The following is a 14,534-nucleotide window of genomic DNA, read 5'->3' on the forward strand; positions in this document are numbered from 1 at the left end:
GATGTGAACATCAACATCGCCCAGAACATCCAGCAGCTGCAGAACGTGCAGGTCGACGCGCTGAACAACGTCGGCGTGATCGGCGCCGGCTTCGTGATGCCGAAGCTCGACGTCAGCCCCTCGCAATGGGCCAACGCCGGCATCGCGCTGTAATGCCGCTCAGGCTCCTGCGGGAGCCTGCTCAGAACCCCGATGCAAAAGCCACAGGAGCTTGCGGTTTTTCTCGTTCGGCTCCCCATATGGCAGCAGCACGGCACTGATGGGAAACCGGCGCCACGAGTTTCGAGCAAGCGTTGCCGTCAACAATAAAAAACGCGGTGCCTGACACCCGCTCGTACACCCTGTGCATGGCGCACGCAGGCAGCAACGCCGCCTCAGGCAGCGTAGTTCATCGTCATCGGCGAGCTTCCATTAAAGGAGGAACCCATGCCGGCGCAGCCCCCGAGCAGGCCAGCAAGCAATACAGCAGCAAGGTATTTAGACATGATTGTCTCCGCGTCATTGAAAACCGTCGGTCAAAACGGTTTTTCCACTCTAGGGCGCGTGACCGCAAATCACAGGTTGTCATCGCAACTTCCTTACCGGCCTTGAGCCAAATCAGCAGATTCTCTTCCGCCGCATAAAGTCCGGCGCCGTGACAAAGCTGATCTGGAAAACCGCTGCTGTCAGCATGCCGCCAACTTCTTTGCGAAAAATGAGCCGCTCGACAGGAGCTGCGTGGTATCGCTCCAAACAGCAAAGCAAGCGCCCGAGCGTTTAGGTTCGTTTGAGGCACATGGCCGTTCAATCAGAAGGGATCGCTCCACGGCCGGCATGGATGCGGACAGTGAAACGAAACGCGAATGCTTGTCTCACGAAGGGATGCTCGGGATTGGGCACCAATACTGAGGCTACCCTCAGTAAACCAATCGTGCCAAGCAGGATGCCGAGTCCGCCAGGGAAACCCGACATGACTTAAGGAAAAAGAAGTTGCAGCGCGCCTTGCGACTTTTTAGTCAGCGTCGATCGAGTTCCTAGGGCGTCACCAATTCGCGCTGGCGACCACGGCTATTTTTACGATGGCTGGACTTGGAAGCCGCTCTTTGTTGTGACAAACCGTTTTTGCCATTGCGTGCGGTTGACGCGCTGGCAGGGCACATTGACGCAGCACCGCCGTGGTGACGAAAGGCGTGAAAGGACCGCCTGACTTCGCCCAGCGCATGCAAGGCTTGCGAGGGGGATTCGAAGATGCCGATCACCATGTCTTGTTTGCGCATGACGAAAACCAGCTTCTCATGACCGTCCAATGTCAGGATGGTCACCGGCGGCAATATGAAAAAGTCTGGCGTATTGATCTTGAGCCAATCGGCAAAAACATCGATGTCGTGTTTTTGATCTTCCCATGAAACGTAGGTTTGCACAGTCAATTCGATACTTGTTTGCATAGCGCTCCTGTTCAAGAAACACCCAAATATGCTTGCTGTCTTTAAAACCTCGTTGCCTGTTTAGCTTTAATTCACCGTAATGTAGTGCATATAAAGCCAAGCTAAGATGCAATATGGAAATTGTTTGAGGCCGCACAAACTTGATTTCAGGGCAGGCAGGTTATGAAGTGCCCCCCTTTTTCGCTCGGGCGCAGGTTTTTACGTCGCAAGCCGAGGTTTCTGGTACTAGGCTGCGACGCTCTCAAGGCGCGGCGGCACCAATCGGGAACCACAGCACCGCAGCCTGACGGAGACGCCAAGTCGCGAAAATGGCGTCACTGGAATTGACAGCTTTGCCATTGCCAACGCAGCCCCGATAGGCGTTTCCGCCGGCGTATCCTTCGCCATCCTTTATTCCCCTGGAGGGGACGCTGCATGAAAAGCCAGGGTGACCAGTAGAACCGCTCCGTTGCACTGGCCTTGCGGACGCAGGCACTCTGGCGCGGGCCTGATCGGCTCATGCCGCAGTAGCAGACGTCAAAAAGCGGTCCCACGCCAATCAAGCCGATGGCTGCCGCGTAGTCGACGTCCCTGCTAGGCGTTCGGCACGGAAGTCGGCACATGAGGCGACTCGCAGTTCTTCCGCTCCTGCGCTTGCTGGCGCATCTTCCTCGTCAGCGGTTTTGAACTGCGGGCGCCGAGATAGAGCGTCAGCGCTTCTTGTATGCGAAGACTGTCCCGCGGTTCGTGCGCCGCGACACAGGTCAGGAGTGTGCAGTCCATATGCTGAAGGCGACGCATATTTCGCGGTCCAAGTCGTGGAATTTGATGTTCAGTAGGCTAGCGTGTCGGCCAGCGACCAAAAATCCTGCGAAGGCCAGACCACCAGTCGGCGACACCTGTGGATCCAAACTCATTAAGCCGATGCCACTCAATGAGTTAACTTACCTGTCACCACGTTTTCCACAGGCTGGTCCACATTTTCTGGGGATAACCTTGGCACCAAGACTGGCCGCATGACGTGCAGTCCCTGCTTTGCGTTTACATTGGGTTGGCCGGCGCCAGCCGACTTTCCTTGCTGCCTGCTCGGACCAGTCATCCTGAAAGTGAATTAAACACTGCCGTATGTCAGCCTAACGAGACTCCGTGCCGAACGGACGAAGCAGTGATGACGAGATCTGCTGTCGCAGCGTTTCGTCAGGGGGCTCGTTGAACGATGATGAAGAGGTGATTCTGAGGACGCTGATCCAACTCGAGGTGCCTACATACACAGTCCGTGTCCCGTATGACATCAAGCAGGCCCGGTATGCCAAGGGTGCTGTAGTAAACACGCGGCCACATCGCTGAGTCGACATGCTCCTGGGCTTCGTCAAGCCCTCCCGCTGAGAAGATAAACACACCTCCGGGAACCAGCGCAGACATAAGCTTGATCATCACCGAACGTTGCTGTTCTAGCGGGATATGCCAGAGGCTGTCCCGCGCGGAGATAAAGCGATAGGTTCGCCGGGGCTGCCATCCGCAGACGTCGGCATGATGCACCGTGACGGCTGGATCCGCCGCTCTGGCCAATGCAACCATCCGCTCGGAGATATCAACTCCCTCGATCTCCAGTCCGTGTTCACGCATGATCGAATTGAACCGCGTATTGCATCCGCAGCCGACATTGAGCGCCCATCCGCTGGTTCCTTCAGCGAGAAATCCCAGCGCGCGGTTGTGCTGGTGAACGCCATCGGTACGACTGAACTGATCGTCCCGCCACCGATCGGCCAGTTCATCGTAGGCAAGGGCGATGCTGGAATGTTTCATCTCAAGCTCCTTGGCCAGAATGTGGAAGGGAATCGCATTGCCGACATAGAGGGTGAGGCTTGCCGACCCTACGCCGCCATGCCACCGGATTGCGCAACCGTACCGGCCTTCCTGATGAGCTACAACGTCAAGCGGGCAGGAGCGCGAACGAGGGTGGTTCTGCTTCCCACAAACCCCGGCGTCATCATGGCAACTCCGACATGACGCGGAGCAGGTCTTCCATGTTCACCGGCTTGACCAGGTGATGGTCGAACCCGGACTCTGCCGTCTTTTTCCTATCCTGTTCCTGCCCATACCCGGTGATCGCAACCAGGATGGAATGCGCCGTTTCCGGCTGCGCCCGAAGTTGCTTCGCCAGGTCATTCCCATCCAAATCAGGAAGACCGATATCGAGCAGGCAGACTTCAGGCATCTCCTTGCGCGCGCGTTCCAGTGCACTTTTTGCGGTGTGCTCCACCATGGTTTCGTGGCCCATGGCGTCGAGCAGCAGCGACAGCATGTGCGCGGCATCGACATTGTCATCCACCACGAGCATGCGCAAGCCTGTCACAGCCGCAGCCGCGCTGACCAGTTTGTCCGGCACGTCGTGCGCCTGCGGCTTCGTCAAGCGCGGAAGATGGACCGCGAACTGGCTGCCTTTTCCGATGCCAGGACTGGATGCAGACACGGTGCCGTCATGCTGTTCCACCAGGCTCTTGACCAGGGCCAGGCCGATCCCCAGGCCGCCCTGCGAGCGGTCTGAGGTCCGCTCCGCTTGGGTGAACATTTCAAAGACATGGTCGATCGTCGCTTGAGCCATGCCGATGCCGTCATCTGCGACACTGATGATCACTTTGTCAAGTTCTACGTCCAACGAAAGCATGATGTTGCTGCCTTCGGGAGAGTATTTCGACGCGTTGTTCAAGAGATTGGAGATGACCTGGATGAGGCGTTTCTGATCACCATGGATCATGGCCGCCTCGGGCGGCGTCCGTACCGTCAGCCGATGACGGCGCGCATCGATGAGCGGACGTGCCTGTTCAACCGCACTGCTCACCAGTTGCCTCGCGTCGACCTGGGATCGCTCCAGCTTGACCAGCCCGCGTGATACCCGCGAGGCATCGAGCAAGTCGTCGATCAGGCTGGTCATGTGCTTGACCTGCCGGGCAATGATTTCACTGGTTTGCTGAATGCGGATGGGATCGAACTGCGCCACCCGAAGCAGATCGGACGCCGCCCCGATCGGCGCCAGGGGATTGCGCAGTTCATGGGCCAGCATCGCCAGGAATTCATCCTTGCGACGATCGATCTCGCGCATTTCGTATTGACGGCTGCGACCGCGCAGCGCCGAGATCACCGCCATGACAAGGGTGACGCCCTGCACCGGTCGTTCGAGAAGCGTCACATTTCCGAGTTCGAGATAGATGCTTCGCATCTCGGATGAATTCAGCCCGCGCTTGCTCAAGACGAGAATGGGCAGGTCCGACCAGGTCGGCTGCTCCTTGAGCAGCGGCGTGACCGCCTTCATGAATTCCTTCGTCAGCGCATCATCCGCGATCAGGATGCAACCGGCGCCCCGCTCCAGTTCTTCGATCACTTCGCTGGCGGCTCGGCATACCTGGCGTTCTATATCGGCGCGCTCCAGCAACTTCGCAATCAGCATCCCATCCTTGCCGGTGGGCGTATATACCAGTACTCGACGTTCCACGAATGACATGGCGAGAAGCGTCAAGTCCGGCTGAGCGGCTCGCCGCCATCCCGGCCGCTCGCATCCACCAGGGTGGGCACGCCCGTCAGCACCCCCTGGAAGTCTTTCAGCACGGCCCCTACTTCAAGTCCGGTGGAGGTGATGCGGAACTGCCGCAAGGTGGTCTCATGCGCGCTGCCGCGCTTCTTGAACACCGATATCGCTTTCTCGACCGCTCCGCGCGCTTCGAAATAACGCAGGATCAGTACGTTATCTGCCATGTAGCTCACATCCGCGCCGGTCGTCATGACGCCGACCATGCCCGCCTGGACGCCGATGACGAAGGTCACCACGCCACGCTGCTCCAGGTAGGTCAGCACTTCATGCAAATGTGTATTGAGGAATTCCGCGCCCGGCATTGCGTTCATGTATCCGTTCAGACTGTCGATCACGATGACCTTGGCGCCTGCATCCGCCGCGCTGCATACCGCGTGGGTGAACTCCCCGGGCGACAGCTCCGCGGGATCGATTTGATGCACGAACAGCTGTCCTGAAGCGTAGTGCGAGTGCAGGTCCATGCCGATGCCCTCGCTTCGGTTGAGCAAGGAGTTGTAGGATTCCTCGAACAGGAACAATGCCGCCCGACTGCCACGTCTCAGCGCCGCCTGCACGAACTGCATCGCCAGGCTGGACTTGCCGGTCCCCGGAGGACCGGAAATCAGGGTGCTCGAGCCTTCTTCAATGCCACCGCCAAGCAGCAAGTCGAATGCGGGCAGACCGCTCGACAGCTGCAAGCGCTTGACGAGCGCCCTCGACTCCGCGGCAACGAGCCGGGGATAAACGATGATCCCTCCCGTGACGATCGAATAGTCATGCGGCCCGCGCCGAAAGGCGATGCCGCGATACTTGAGGACTCTCACCACGCGTCTATCCGCACCGTAATCCGACTCATGGTGGCGGAGCGATATGACGCCATGGGCGATGCTTCGTACCTGCTGATCGCCGCCGATGGCAGTCTTGTCGTCAAGAAGCAAGGCAGTGCAGGACCGCTTTGCGAAATACTGCTTCAGCGCCAGCACATGGCGCCGGTATCGCAGCGAACTGCCGGACAGCAGCTGCAGCTCCGAGAGAGAATCCAGCACCACCCGTGCCGGGTTAAGCCGCTCGATCATTTCCAGAATCCGGCTGTTGGTCTCGCTCAGTTCCACTTCGGACGGATGCAGAACGGTATATTGCTCGTCCGGATCCAGGATGCTTTCCTCGGGAATGACTTCATGCACCGTGACGCCCGTCATCGAAAGACCGTGGGCTTGCGCGACGGAGCGCAGCTCGATGTCATTCTCGGCCAAGGTAATGTAGAGAACCGGCTCCCCTTGCCTGGCGCCTTCGATCAGGAACTGCAGTGCCATGGTCGTCTTGCCTGCGCCAGGATCGCCTTCCAGGAGATAGAGTCGTTCCTTGGTTAGGCCACCGCCAAGGATGTTGTCGAGTCCAGGGATCCCGGTGGATATGAAGGCGTTGCTGGACGCATTTTGTGTGGTAACCATGAGAATCCCGAAGGTTGCGACTGCTTGATGTTATGGATGAAAGGCAACCCCCGGCTCGTGGAACATGAGGCGATTGACGCGAAGTACCTGCATTCTACTCGTAAGAGCGCTGATGGTTCGCGTCCATGGGTTAACACGGGTCTGCGTCCGACTGCAAATAACACCGTCAAGCAGTCTCTGCTTTGATGGATCTTTAGATTAGCGTCCGCTCCGGCGGCCATCAGTCGTCTGCAATGCTGCGAAAAAGAGCACCTGTTCGACATTCAAGGGTTGGTTCCGATCGGCGCCTCATGAAAGTCCGTTACGCCCGCTGGGCTTAAGCGCTCAGGCTCCATCAATCCCCTCGTAGCCACTGGCAAGGACGCTTGCGTCACCTTATTCACGCCGAGTCCTCGGCTTGACTTTTGAAATTGCGCTGGGGCGGCTCAGCGAGGGGGAATCTGGCATACTATGCCGTCATATGACGACGTTCGCCGATCATATAAACATAATACTCACAGCCAAGATTCATGGAAGAAAATACGGCACCCTTTATCGCCCAAAGAAATAACGTGACGATATTGGGCCAAGGCAGTCAAGTAATGGTGTTCGCCCATGGCTTCGGTTGCGACCAGAACATGTGGCGTTACGTCATCCCGGCGTTCCTGGAAGGCTACAAGGTCGTGCTCTTCGATCACGTGGGCGCTGGTCATTCGGACCTTTCGCAGTTCGATCCAGTCAAGTACGGCACTCTGCACGGCTACGCGAAAGATGTGTTGGACATCTGCCGGCTGGCTGGCGGACGCGACATCATCTTCGTCGGCCACTCGGTCAGCGCCTTGATTGGCATCCTGGCTGCCATTGAAGCGCCGGAAATGTTCAGCAGGTTGATCCTGGTTGGACCTTCTCCTTGTTACATCAATGACGGTGATTACATCGGGGGATTCGAGCGGGCCAACATCGAAGAGCTGCTCGAGTTCATGGATGGCAATTATCTGGGCTGGTCCAGCGCGATGGCACCCGCCATCATGGGCAACCCGGACCGGCCCAGCCTGGCATCGGAACTGGAAAACAGCTTCTGCCGCACTGACCCCGAGATCGCCAAGCACTTTGCGCGCACGACTTTCCTGTCGGACCACCGCGCCGACCTGGATAAACTGACCGTACCGTCCCTCATCCTGCAGTGCTCCGCGGATGTGATCGCGCCACAGGCCGTCGGCGAATACCTGCACCGCCAACTTGCGAACAGCACACTGGTGCTGATGAAGGCGACGGGACACTGTCCGAACCTGAGCGCACCCGACGAAACTATCGAGTCGATCGCCCGGTATCTGCCACCATCCACCACGGGAAGAGGTCACCATCAACAAGCTGCCTGATGGATTGCTGGATGAGGATGTGCACGACCTGTACGAACATGCGCCGTGTGGATATCTCTCAACCCTGCCAGATGGCACCATCGTCAAGGCCAATGCCACTTTCCTCGAATGGACTGGCTACCGCCGCGAAAACCTGCTCGGACACAAGCGGTTCCAGGAACTGCTGCCGATTGCGGGAAGGATTTATTACGACACCCATTTCGCTCCGCTGCTGCTGATGCAGGAGCAGGTCAAGGAACTGGCCTTTGAGGTGACCTGCGCTACTGGCCAGCGGCTGCCGATGCTGCTCAATTCAAGCCTGAAGCGCGCTGCCGACGGCACGCCGCTGCTGATCCGCACCACTTTGCTGGACGCGCGCAGCAGGCGCGCCTATGAACAGGAATTGCTGCTGGCGCGCCGCCGGGCGGAGGCCGCCGAAGTTGACGTGCGCCGCCTGAACCAGCACCTGCAAGAGTTGCTTGCCGCGCGCACCAAGGAGCGGGACCGTCTTTGGAATCTTTCACAAGACATTCTGGCCGTGGGGACGATCGACGGCCGCTTCCTCAGCGTCAATCCGGCCTTTACGACGGTGCTGGGGTGGACGCCCGACGATCTGGCGGCGTTGTCCTACGCCGATTTGCTGCATTCGGAGGATCACTCGGTTTTCCTGCGGAACATGGACCGACTGGCCGCTGGCGAAGCCATCCATGGTGCCGTGGTGCGGCATCGGCACAAGAATGGGAGTGATCGGTGGATCGCATGGGATGTCGTTCCGGACAGCGCCCTGCTCCACATGATCGGGCGCGATGTGACGGAAGAAAGGCAACGCGCGCAGGCAGTGCAGCGCCTGGAGGAGGCCTTGCATCAGGCCAAGAAAATGGAAGCAATCGGCCAGTTGACGGGCGGCATTGCGCATGACTTCAACAATATGCTGGCGGGAATTGCCGGCAATCTGGAGTTGATGCGGATTCGGCTGCAGCAAGGGCAGATCGACGAAATGCGGCGCCACATTGACGCGGCCGAAGCCGTCGCCGACCGGGCGACCGCGATGGTGCAGCAACTGCTCACCTTCTCGCGGCAGCAAGCGTTAGCCCCGAAACCAACTGATCTGCGCCAGCCCATTGGCTTCATGCGCGGGCTGATCGAGCAGAGCGTCGGTTCGAGCATCGAGGTGCGGATTACCTTGCCCGACGACCTGCATCCGGTGCTTTGCGATCGCAACCAGTTCGAACGTGCCTTGCTGAATCTGGCCATCAATGCGCGCGACGCAATGCCGGAGGGGGGCACGCTGGCGATTGCCGCGCGAAATGTCTCGCTGGATATGGAACAGGCTGGCCTGCTGCAGGTGCCGCCCGGCGACTTCATCATGATCAGCGTGGCCGATACCGGCAGCGGCATGCCCCGCGAAGTCATGGAACGGGCGTTCGATCCGTTTTTCACGACCAAACCCATTGGACAGGGCACCGGCCTGGGATTGTCGATGATCCAGGGTTTCATCAAGCAGTCCGGTGGCGCAGTGCGCATCGACTCGACACTCAGGGTTGGAACGACGATCAGTCTTTATCTACCCCGTCATGTGGGTGAAGTTGCTGTGGACACGCAGCAGTCCATGGAGACGACCGGCGTGGCGTGCCCAACGGCGGAAGCCACGGTGCTGCTTGTCGACGATGAAGCCGCTCTGCGCAGCTTGCTCGCCGAACTACTGACCAGCCAGGGTCATGCAGTGCTGCAGGCGGAAAACGGCACGGCTGGCTTGGAGTTGCTGAAATCGTCGCCGGTAATCGACTTGCTTGTCTGTGATGTCGGATTGCCAGGCAGCATGAATGGGAAACAGTTGGCTGAAGCAGCGCGGGCATTGCGGCCGGCGCTCAAGATACTGTTCATTACCGGGTACGCGAACAAGGTCGATATCGGGAAGGGCCTGCATGAAACCGGCATTGATATCATGCTCAAGCCGTTCCGGTTGGACGATTTCACCCGGCAGGTGGCCCGCCTGCTTCGAGCCTGAAAAAGTTTTGTTCAGTACCCATCCTCGGTAAGTGTGATGTCCGAGAGGGAGTTGCACAGCGCGCAGTTCTCGAACAGCACCCGTCGATGTGTCTTGCGCTGCATGACCATGGCGCGTTGACCTTGTCCAATGCTTTGCGTATCGCGTGCGCAGCCGACTATAGGCTGGACTGGAACCGCATTCGAGTTTGCAAAAATACGCAGGCTGCCAACTGCTTCAGTCGTTGAGTTCGTTACGCGGAGCAGCCGGTGTTGAAGCGAGCAATTCTGCCAACCATGGAATTCGCGCGGCAGCGGCATGGAAAGCTTGATCCTCTGTTTCGAACCGGAGTCCGGAATAATCTGAGGCAAGCGTCCAACGCCCCTGGTCCTCCGGATCTTTTCGGAACACCTTGAAGGTGAACTGCCCGTCGGGATGGCTCGTCACGTCAATGCAATTCATTCCAGAGGCATCCTCGATGCTTTTGATGGTCATTTGGCGAGGGCAATATCAGCTATATGACGTTTAACATTATGTCTCAAAGTCCGCTTCTGGCCGAGCGTGTTGAAAAATCCGCCCGCACTATCTAGCCGCAATCGGAAAGCTGCGATTAATTCTCTCCAGGCCTGGTTTCGGCTCCATTTTTGTCGAAAGATTCAGCAAACGATTCAATCCCAGGGTCTCAATACTTTACGCGTGTTGCACAACCGCTTTTTCAACACACTCGGCTGAACTGCGTTGAAGCAGACACGGCGTTGTCGACCTTAAGCAGCCATTCCTTGCTACCCGAAGCTCGGCCACAGTAAGGTCGTGTGAAAAAGCCAGTCCAGCAAGCGTGGCATTTCGGGAAAATCCCGCCCAGCCCGATGGTATAGTGGCCGATCCCCCAAATTTTGGTTATGCAACTTCTGGTTTGTATTGGTCATGAAAATCACGCCACTCTTGGTTGTGAATACCTTTGCAGCGGTAGTCGGTTTGTTAGCGCCGGTCGTTCTGTCAGCATACGTCACCCAACGGGAAGCCCTTCGTAATGAGGAGAATCGCGCCCTTTCCTATGCTTTGGACGTTTTAGCAAGATCCGAAGCGGTGACCAACCAGATCGATGTCGGCATCAAACGGCTTGTTGCCTCAGGGGCGAGCAATCCATGCTCAACAAGCAATCAGGAGCTGATGAAAGAAATCGACCTTTCGTCGAGCTATATTCAGGCAATGGGCCATATTGCCGGCAATCAAATCGTTTGCTCTTCTCTTGGCGTGGAAACAGGCAGCGTTGATTTGGGTCCAGCCGACATGGTAAGAGCGAGCGGCGTGCGACTTTGGCTGAATGTCCAGTTTCCCTTCGCCCGGAACGCGGAATTTCTCGCCGTGGAGCGTGACGGATACGTGGCCATCGTTCATAAGGATTTGCCGATCGACGCGACAACCGATGTGGACGGCGTATCGTTGGCGACAGTCACCTACCCCGAGGCCCAGATCGTAACAGGACGTGGGGCCATCAATCCCGCCTGGTTGGCCGCGATTGATGGAAAGTCCAAGACGTTCATTTCCAACGGCTATGTTGTGGCAATCGCGGCGCCCAAGCGATACTACATCGGCGCAATAAGTGCCGTTCCGACCAGGGAATTGGACAAGCGCATCTATTCAACTTCGCTGATAACGATTCCAGTCGGTATTCTGGCGAGCCTGCTGCTGGCTTGGTCAGTCTTTCGCATTGCCAAGACGCGGACGGCCATGCCAGCCGTAATCAAGAGCGCGTTGAAGCAGCGGGAGTTTTTTCTTGAATACCAACCCTTGGTCGAGCTTGCGACGGGTCGCTGGATCGGAGCCGAAGCGCTTATCCGCTGGCGTCGGACAACGGGTGAAGTCGTACCGCCCGACATTTTTATTCCTGTGGCGGAAGCGTGCGGCCTAATTCAACAGATCAGCCAGTACGTTGCCAAGCAATTCGCTTCGGAAGCCGGTGATCTTTTTCGGCGCTATCCAGGATTCCACGTCGGGATCAATGTGGCGGCGGCCGATATTCATGATGAAGCGACCGTGTTGATGTTTCGCGAACTCGCTGCAGCCACTGGCGCTGGCCGAAACAATATCATCGTCGAGGCAACGGAGCGCAGCTTTACCGATCATAGTCGGGCAGCGACCGTAATCAAGCAGATGAGACAGGAAGGGTTTCCGGTTGCGATTGACGATTTTGGTACAGGCTATTCAAGCTTGGCGTACCTGGAGCGGATCAGGTTTGATTACCTGAAGATTGATAAGTCATTCGTCGATACGGTAAACACCGATGCGGCGACCAGCGGGGTGGTCCTCCATATTATTGAAATGGCCAAGGCGCTTAATATTGAAATGATTGCCGAAGGAGTAGAGACGGAATTACAAGCTCAATTTCTCTATGAGCAGGGAGTACGGTTCGGACAAGGCTGGTTATTTGGAAAGCCGATGCCATTTTCCCAACTGCTTGAAGGTCTCGAGAAGTCAATGCCCATGGCGAACCACCAGGCAGATTCGCGAGTGAGTTGATCCACCGGTAAGCGCCCAGAATGAAGCACCGTGTTTCCCGGGCAGTTAAATCACAGCAGCACCGAACGACTCGAGTCGCCGCGCAAGCAAATGAGACAGTCGTTGAAGATGGCGAATTTTCAACTTGCATTGTTTTCAACTGGGACAGTTTGTCTCAGTGTATGTAAGTTGCCTTTAAGTAGAATGCCTCAGAACGTGCAACACCTGCCCTTGCATGGCAGTCGCTTGCGTTTTCTCCTCTTTCTTCTGAAGCCATTCTCAATTCATAAGTAAATGTAACCAAAGATTCAAACAGAATGCCTGGGGCCTTGCCCTACCGGCTGTTCCGGAACGCAGGATGGCACTCGACCATATTGGTTTGATAAAGCACGTCACCTGCGCCATACACATGACGGGACTCGGTTCCGACCTCGTTCTTCATGGACTTTCACTTCGTCTAAAACTGACAACCACTATTAATGAGCAAAATGCCCAGGCAATCGGCTTCAATGGTTTGAACAAGGAATGAAGCTGCTGAAGCAGCGTTTTGAGGTAGTGCTGCTCAGGATAGGCAGTGTCAAGCAATAGCCCGGAAATACTCAAAAAACATGGAATGGATTCCGATAGTCTTCGCTACGTTCAAGGTTCTCGTGCTAGGCGCGGGCATGTTCTTCGCCATCAAGTGGCATTACGATCAAGGACAAAAGGAGAGGGAGATGGACAAGCGCGCGGTGCTGCGCGCGGGCGGCAAGGTGGCCGCAGTCTTCGTGCTATCGCTCCTGGGCCTGGGGCTCGTCACCTTCGCCGTTGCCAGGATGCTCGGTTTGGACTTGAGCATCCCATGATGACAAACAATGGCCGGCCGACCTCCAGCGATGCGGCAGCAATTCCCGATTGCGGTCGTTCGAGACCTGTGCCCATCGAGGTAAGGCAACAGTTAATCAGTGCGTCGCAAGATGAGAGTCGCCTCCCAAGTCGCACGATTGCCAGCGCCAGACGCGTTGGCGTCGCTTCGATGTGCAACCCATCGGAGCGTTTCGCCAGGTAGCGCTGGTCCAGTTCGTCCGGGGCCCAGACGTAGTAGCTGCTAAAACCCATCGCGGTGAGCATCTCGGCCAGGACGGACGGTTCGAAAAAACTCTCCTGGGGTTCACCCCGCTTGCCAGCACGGTGAACTGACTATGGCAACCGGGTGCTGGGCGTCCTTGCTGCCGCACAAAGCGCAATTACGTCGCCCCCCGTGCACATGCGGCGCGAGCGCCGGGCCGGCCGGGCGAAAGAATGAGGACTCCATGCCGGGCAGTTGCACACCGGCCGTGAAGGCGGCAAGTCCGGCGGGTGGCGGATCATGATTCCACGATCCCGATTCTTTCCGGCACGGGCCTCAGCCATCGCAACGCATGCCAGCACGGATGATGCGGAACCACGGCAGAAATCCCTATCGTCAAAGTCAAAAATGCCGTCTCGTCGGCGCACAGGCTTTGCGCGATAGTGGTATCTCCTTCAACCCAAGTGGAGAAACATCATGAAGCGCTATATCATCGAACGCAATATCCCCGGTGTCGACGCCCTCGATGCGGGCCAGCGGCAAGCCGCCGCTCAAACCTCCAACGAGGCCCTGAACAAGCTCCAGGGCAAGGTCGCGTGGCTGCATTCCTATGTCGTGGCCGACAAGACGTTTTGTGTCTACATGGCGGAGAATGAAGACGTGATCCGGGAGCATGCGCGCCTGAGCGGCTTTCCCGCCAACAAGATCAGCGAGGTCTCGAGCGTGCTGAATCCGGAAACGGCACACAACTGAGGTGGCCATGGACAACGACCCGACGCAATGCGCGGCCGGTGCGGCCGTCGGGCGGGTCTGCTGGATAGACCTGGCGGCCGCCGATCTCGGGTCGGCGTCCAAGTTCTACCGTGCGCTGTTCGGCTGGCAGGCGACGGCGCGCAGCGCCAACGGGGGCGGCTTCACCGAGCTGCGCAATCTCGGCGACGCGTTCGGCTCGATCTACCAGCTGAGCGCGGAACGCATGCAGGCGGGCACGCCGTCGCACTGGCTGCCCTACGTGCGGGTGGCCGATGTCGACGCCGTCGTCGCCAAGGCGCTGGCGCTCGGCGGCGAGCTGCTGGTGCAGCCCTTCGACGTCGAGGGCATGGCGCGTATAGCTGTCATTCTCGATGCAGTGGGTGCGCAGCTGGGCGTCTGGCAAGCGCTTGATGGGGGGCCGTATGATGCCTAGTTCCGGTAATTCCTTCGGCGACCAGCCGCCCGCTGGCCGCGAAGCGAGACCGATC

The 14,534-nt window shown here is 57.8% G+C and carries 12 protein-coding genes; 7 read left to right on the forward strand and 5 right to left on the reverse strand.

Annotated elements, in window-relative coordinates:
• Positions 1 to 1,013: 1,013 nt before the first annotated feature.
• The 4 genes from CHB88_RS23475 to CHB88_RS23495 all read right to left on the reverse strand — a co-directional run bounded on the left by CHB88_RS23475 (position 1,014) and on the right by CHB88_RS23495 (position 6,422).
• Positions 1,014 to 1,424, reverse strand: coding sequence for a hypothetical protein (locus CHB88_RS23475; RefSeq protein ID WP_089401793.1), 411 nt, complete (start codon positions 1,422 to 1,424; stop codon positions 1,014 to 1,016).
• A gap of 1,176 nt (positions 1,425 to 2,600) precedes the next feature.
• On the reverse strand, positions 2,601 to 3,209 hold the full coding sequence (locus CHB88_RS23485; RefSeq protein ID WP_089401795.1) for a class I SAM-dependent DNA methyltransferase: 609 nt from the start codon (positions 3,207 to 3,209) through the stop codon (positions 2,601 to 2,603).
• A gap of 184 nt (positions 3,210 to 3,393) precedes the next feature.
• Positions 3,394 to 4,920, reverse strand: coding sequence for a hybrid sensor histidine kinase/response regulator (locus CHB88_RS23490; protein ID WP_245845221.1), 1,527 nt, complete (start codon positions 4,918 to 4,920; stop codon positions 3,394 to 3,396).
• The gene (locus CHB88_RS23495; RefSeq protein WP_089401796.1) at positions 4,917 to 6,422 is read right to left on the reverse strand and encodes an ATPase domain-containing protein; all 1,506 of its coding nucleotides are present in this window, start codon (positions 6,420 to 6,422) and stop codon (positions 4,917 to 4,919) included. The genes CHB88_RS23490 and CHB88_RS23495 overlap by 4 nt, the downstream gene beginning before the upstream one ends.
• A gap of 509 nt (positions 6,423 to 6,931) precedes the next feature.
• Between CHB88_RS23495 and CHB88_RS23500 the strand changes: the two genes are divergently transcribed.
• Together CHB88_RS23500 and CHB88_RS23505 are read left to right on the forward strand one after the other, a co-directional pair.
• On the forward strand, positions 6,932 to 7,780 hold the full coding sequence (locus tag CHB88_RS23500) for an alpha/beta fold hydrolase (protein WP_089401797.1): 849 nt from the start codon (positions 6,932 to 6,934) through the stop codon (positions 7,778 to 7,780).
• Positions 7,781 to 7,799: 19 nt separating this feature from the next.
• Positions 7,800 to 9,767, forward strand: coding sequence for a hybrid sensor histidine kinase/response regulator (locus tag CHB88_RS23505; protein WP_143131462.1), 1,968 nt, complete (start codon positions 7,800 to 7,802; stop codon positions 9,765 to 9,767).
• 216 nt (positions 9,768 to 9,983) lie between these two features.
• On the opposite strand, the gene CHB88_RS23510 is transcribed toward CHB88_RS23505, so the two are convergent.
• Complete coding sequence (locus tag CHB88_RS23510; protein ID WP_089401799.1) at positions 9,984 to 10,241, reverse strand: hypothetical protein; 258 nt, start codon at positions 10,239 to 10,241, stop codon at positions 9,984 to 9,986.
• Between the two features lie 429 nt (positions 10,242 to 10,670).
• On the opposite strand from CHB88_RS23510, the gene CHB88_RS23515 reads away from it, so the two are divergent.
• The 5 genes from CHB88_RS23515 to CHB88_RS23530 all read left to right on the forward strand — a co-directional run bounded on the left by CHB88_RS23515 (position 10,671) and on the right by CHB88_RS23530 (position 14,479).
• Positions 10,671 to 12,266 (forward strand): EAL domain-containing protein, encoded by a 1,596-nt coding sequence (locus CHB88_RS23515; protein WP_089401800.1) that lies wholly within the window; start codon positions 10,671 to 10,673, stop codon positions 12,264 to 12,266.
• A 337-nt stretch (positions 12,267 to 12,603) separates the two neighbouring features.
• Positions 12,604 to 12,774 (forward strand): GNAT family protein, encoded by a 171-nt coding sequence (locus tag CHB88_RS25345; protein ID WP_176442633.1) that lies wholly within the window; start codon positions 12,604 to 12,606, stop codon positions 12,772 to 12,774.
• 136 nt (positions 12,775 to 12,910) lie between these two features.
• Positions 12,911 to 13,090, forward strand: a complete 180-nt coding sequence (locus tag CHB88_RS23520; protein ID WP_342745561.1) for a hypothetical protein — start codon at positions 12,911 to 12,913, stop codon at positions 13,088 to 13,090.
• 680 nt (positions 13,091 to 13,770) lie between these two features.
• On the forward strand, positions 13,771 to 14,046 hold the full coding sequence (locus tag CHB88_RS23525; protein WP_089401802.1) for a DUF4242 domain-containing protein: 276 nt from the start codon (positions 13,771 to 13,773) through the stop codon (positions 14,044 to 14,046).
• 7 nt (positions 14,047 to 14,053) lie between these two features.
• Positions 14,054 to 14,479, forward strand: a complete 426-nt coding sequence (locus CHB88_RS23530; RefSeq protein WP_089401803.1) for a VOC family protein — start codon at positions 14,054 to 14,056, stop codon at positions 14,477 to 14,479.
• The last annotated feature ends 55 nt before the right edge of the window (positions 14,480 to 14,534 follow it).

Source organism: Noviherbaspirillum humi, from assembly GCF_900188095.1.
GTDB lineage: Bacteria > Pseudomonadota > Gammaproteobacteria > Burkholderiales > Burkholderiaceae_D > Noviherbaspirillum > Noviherbaspirillum humi.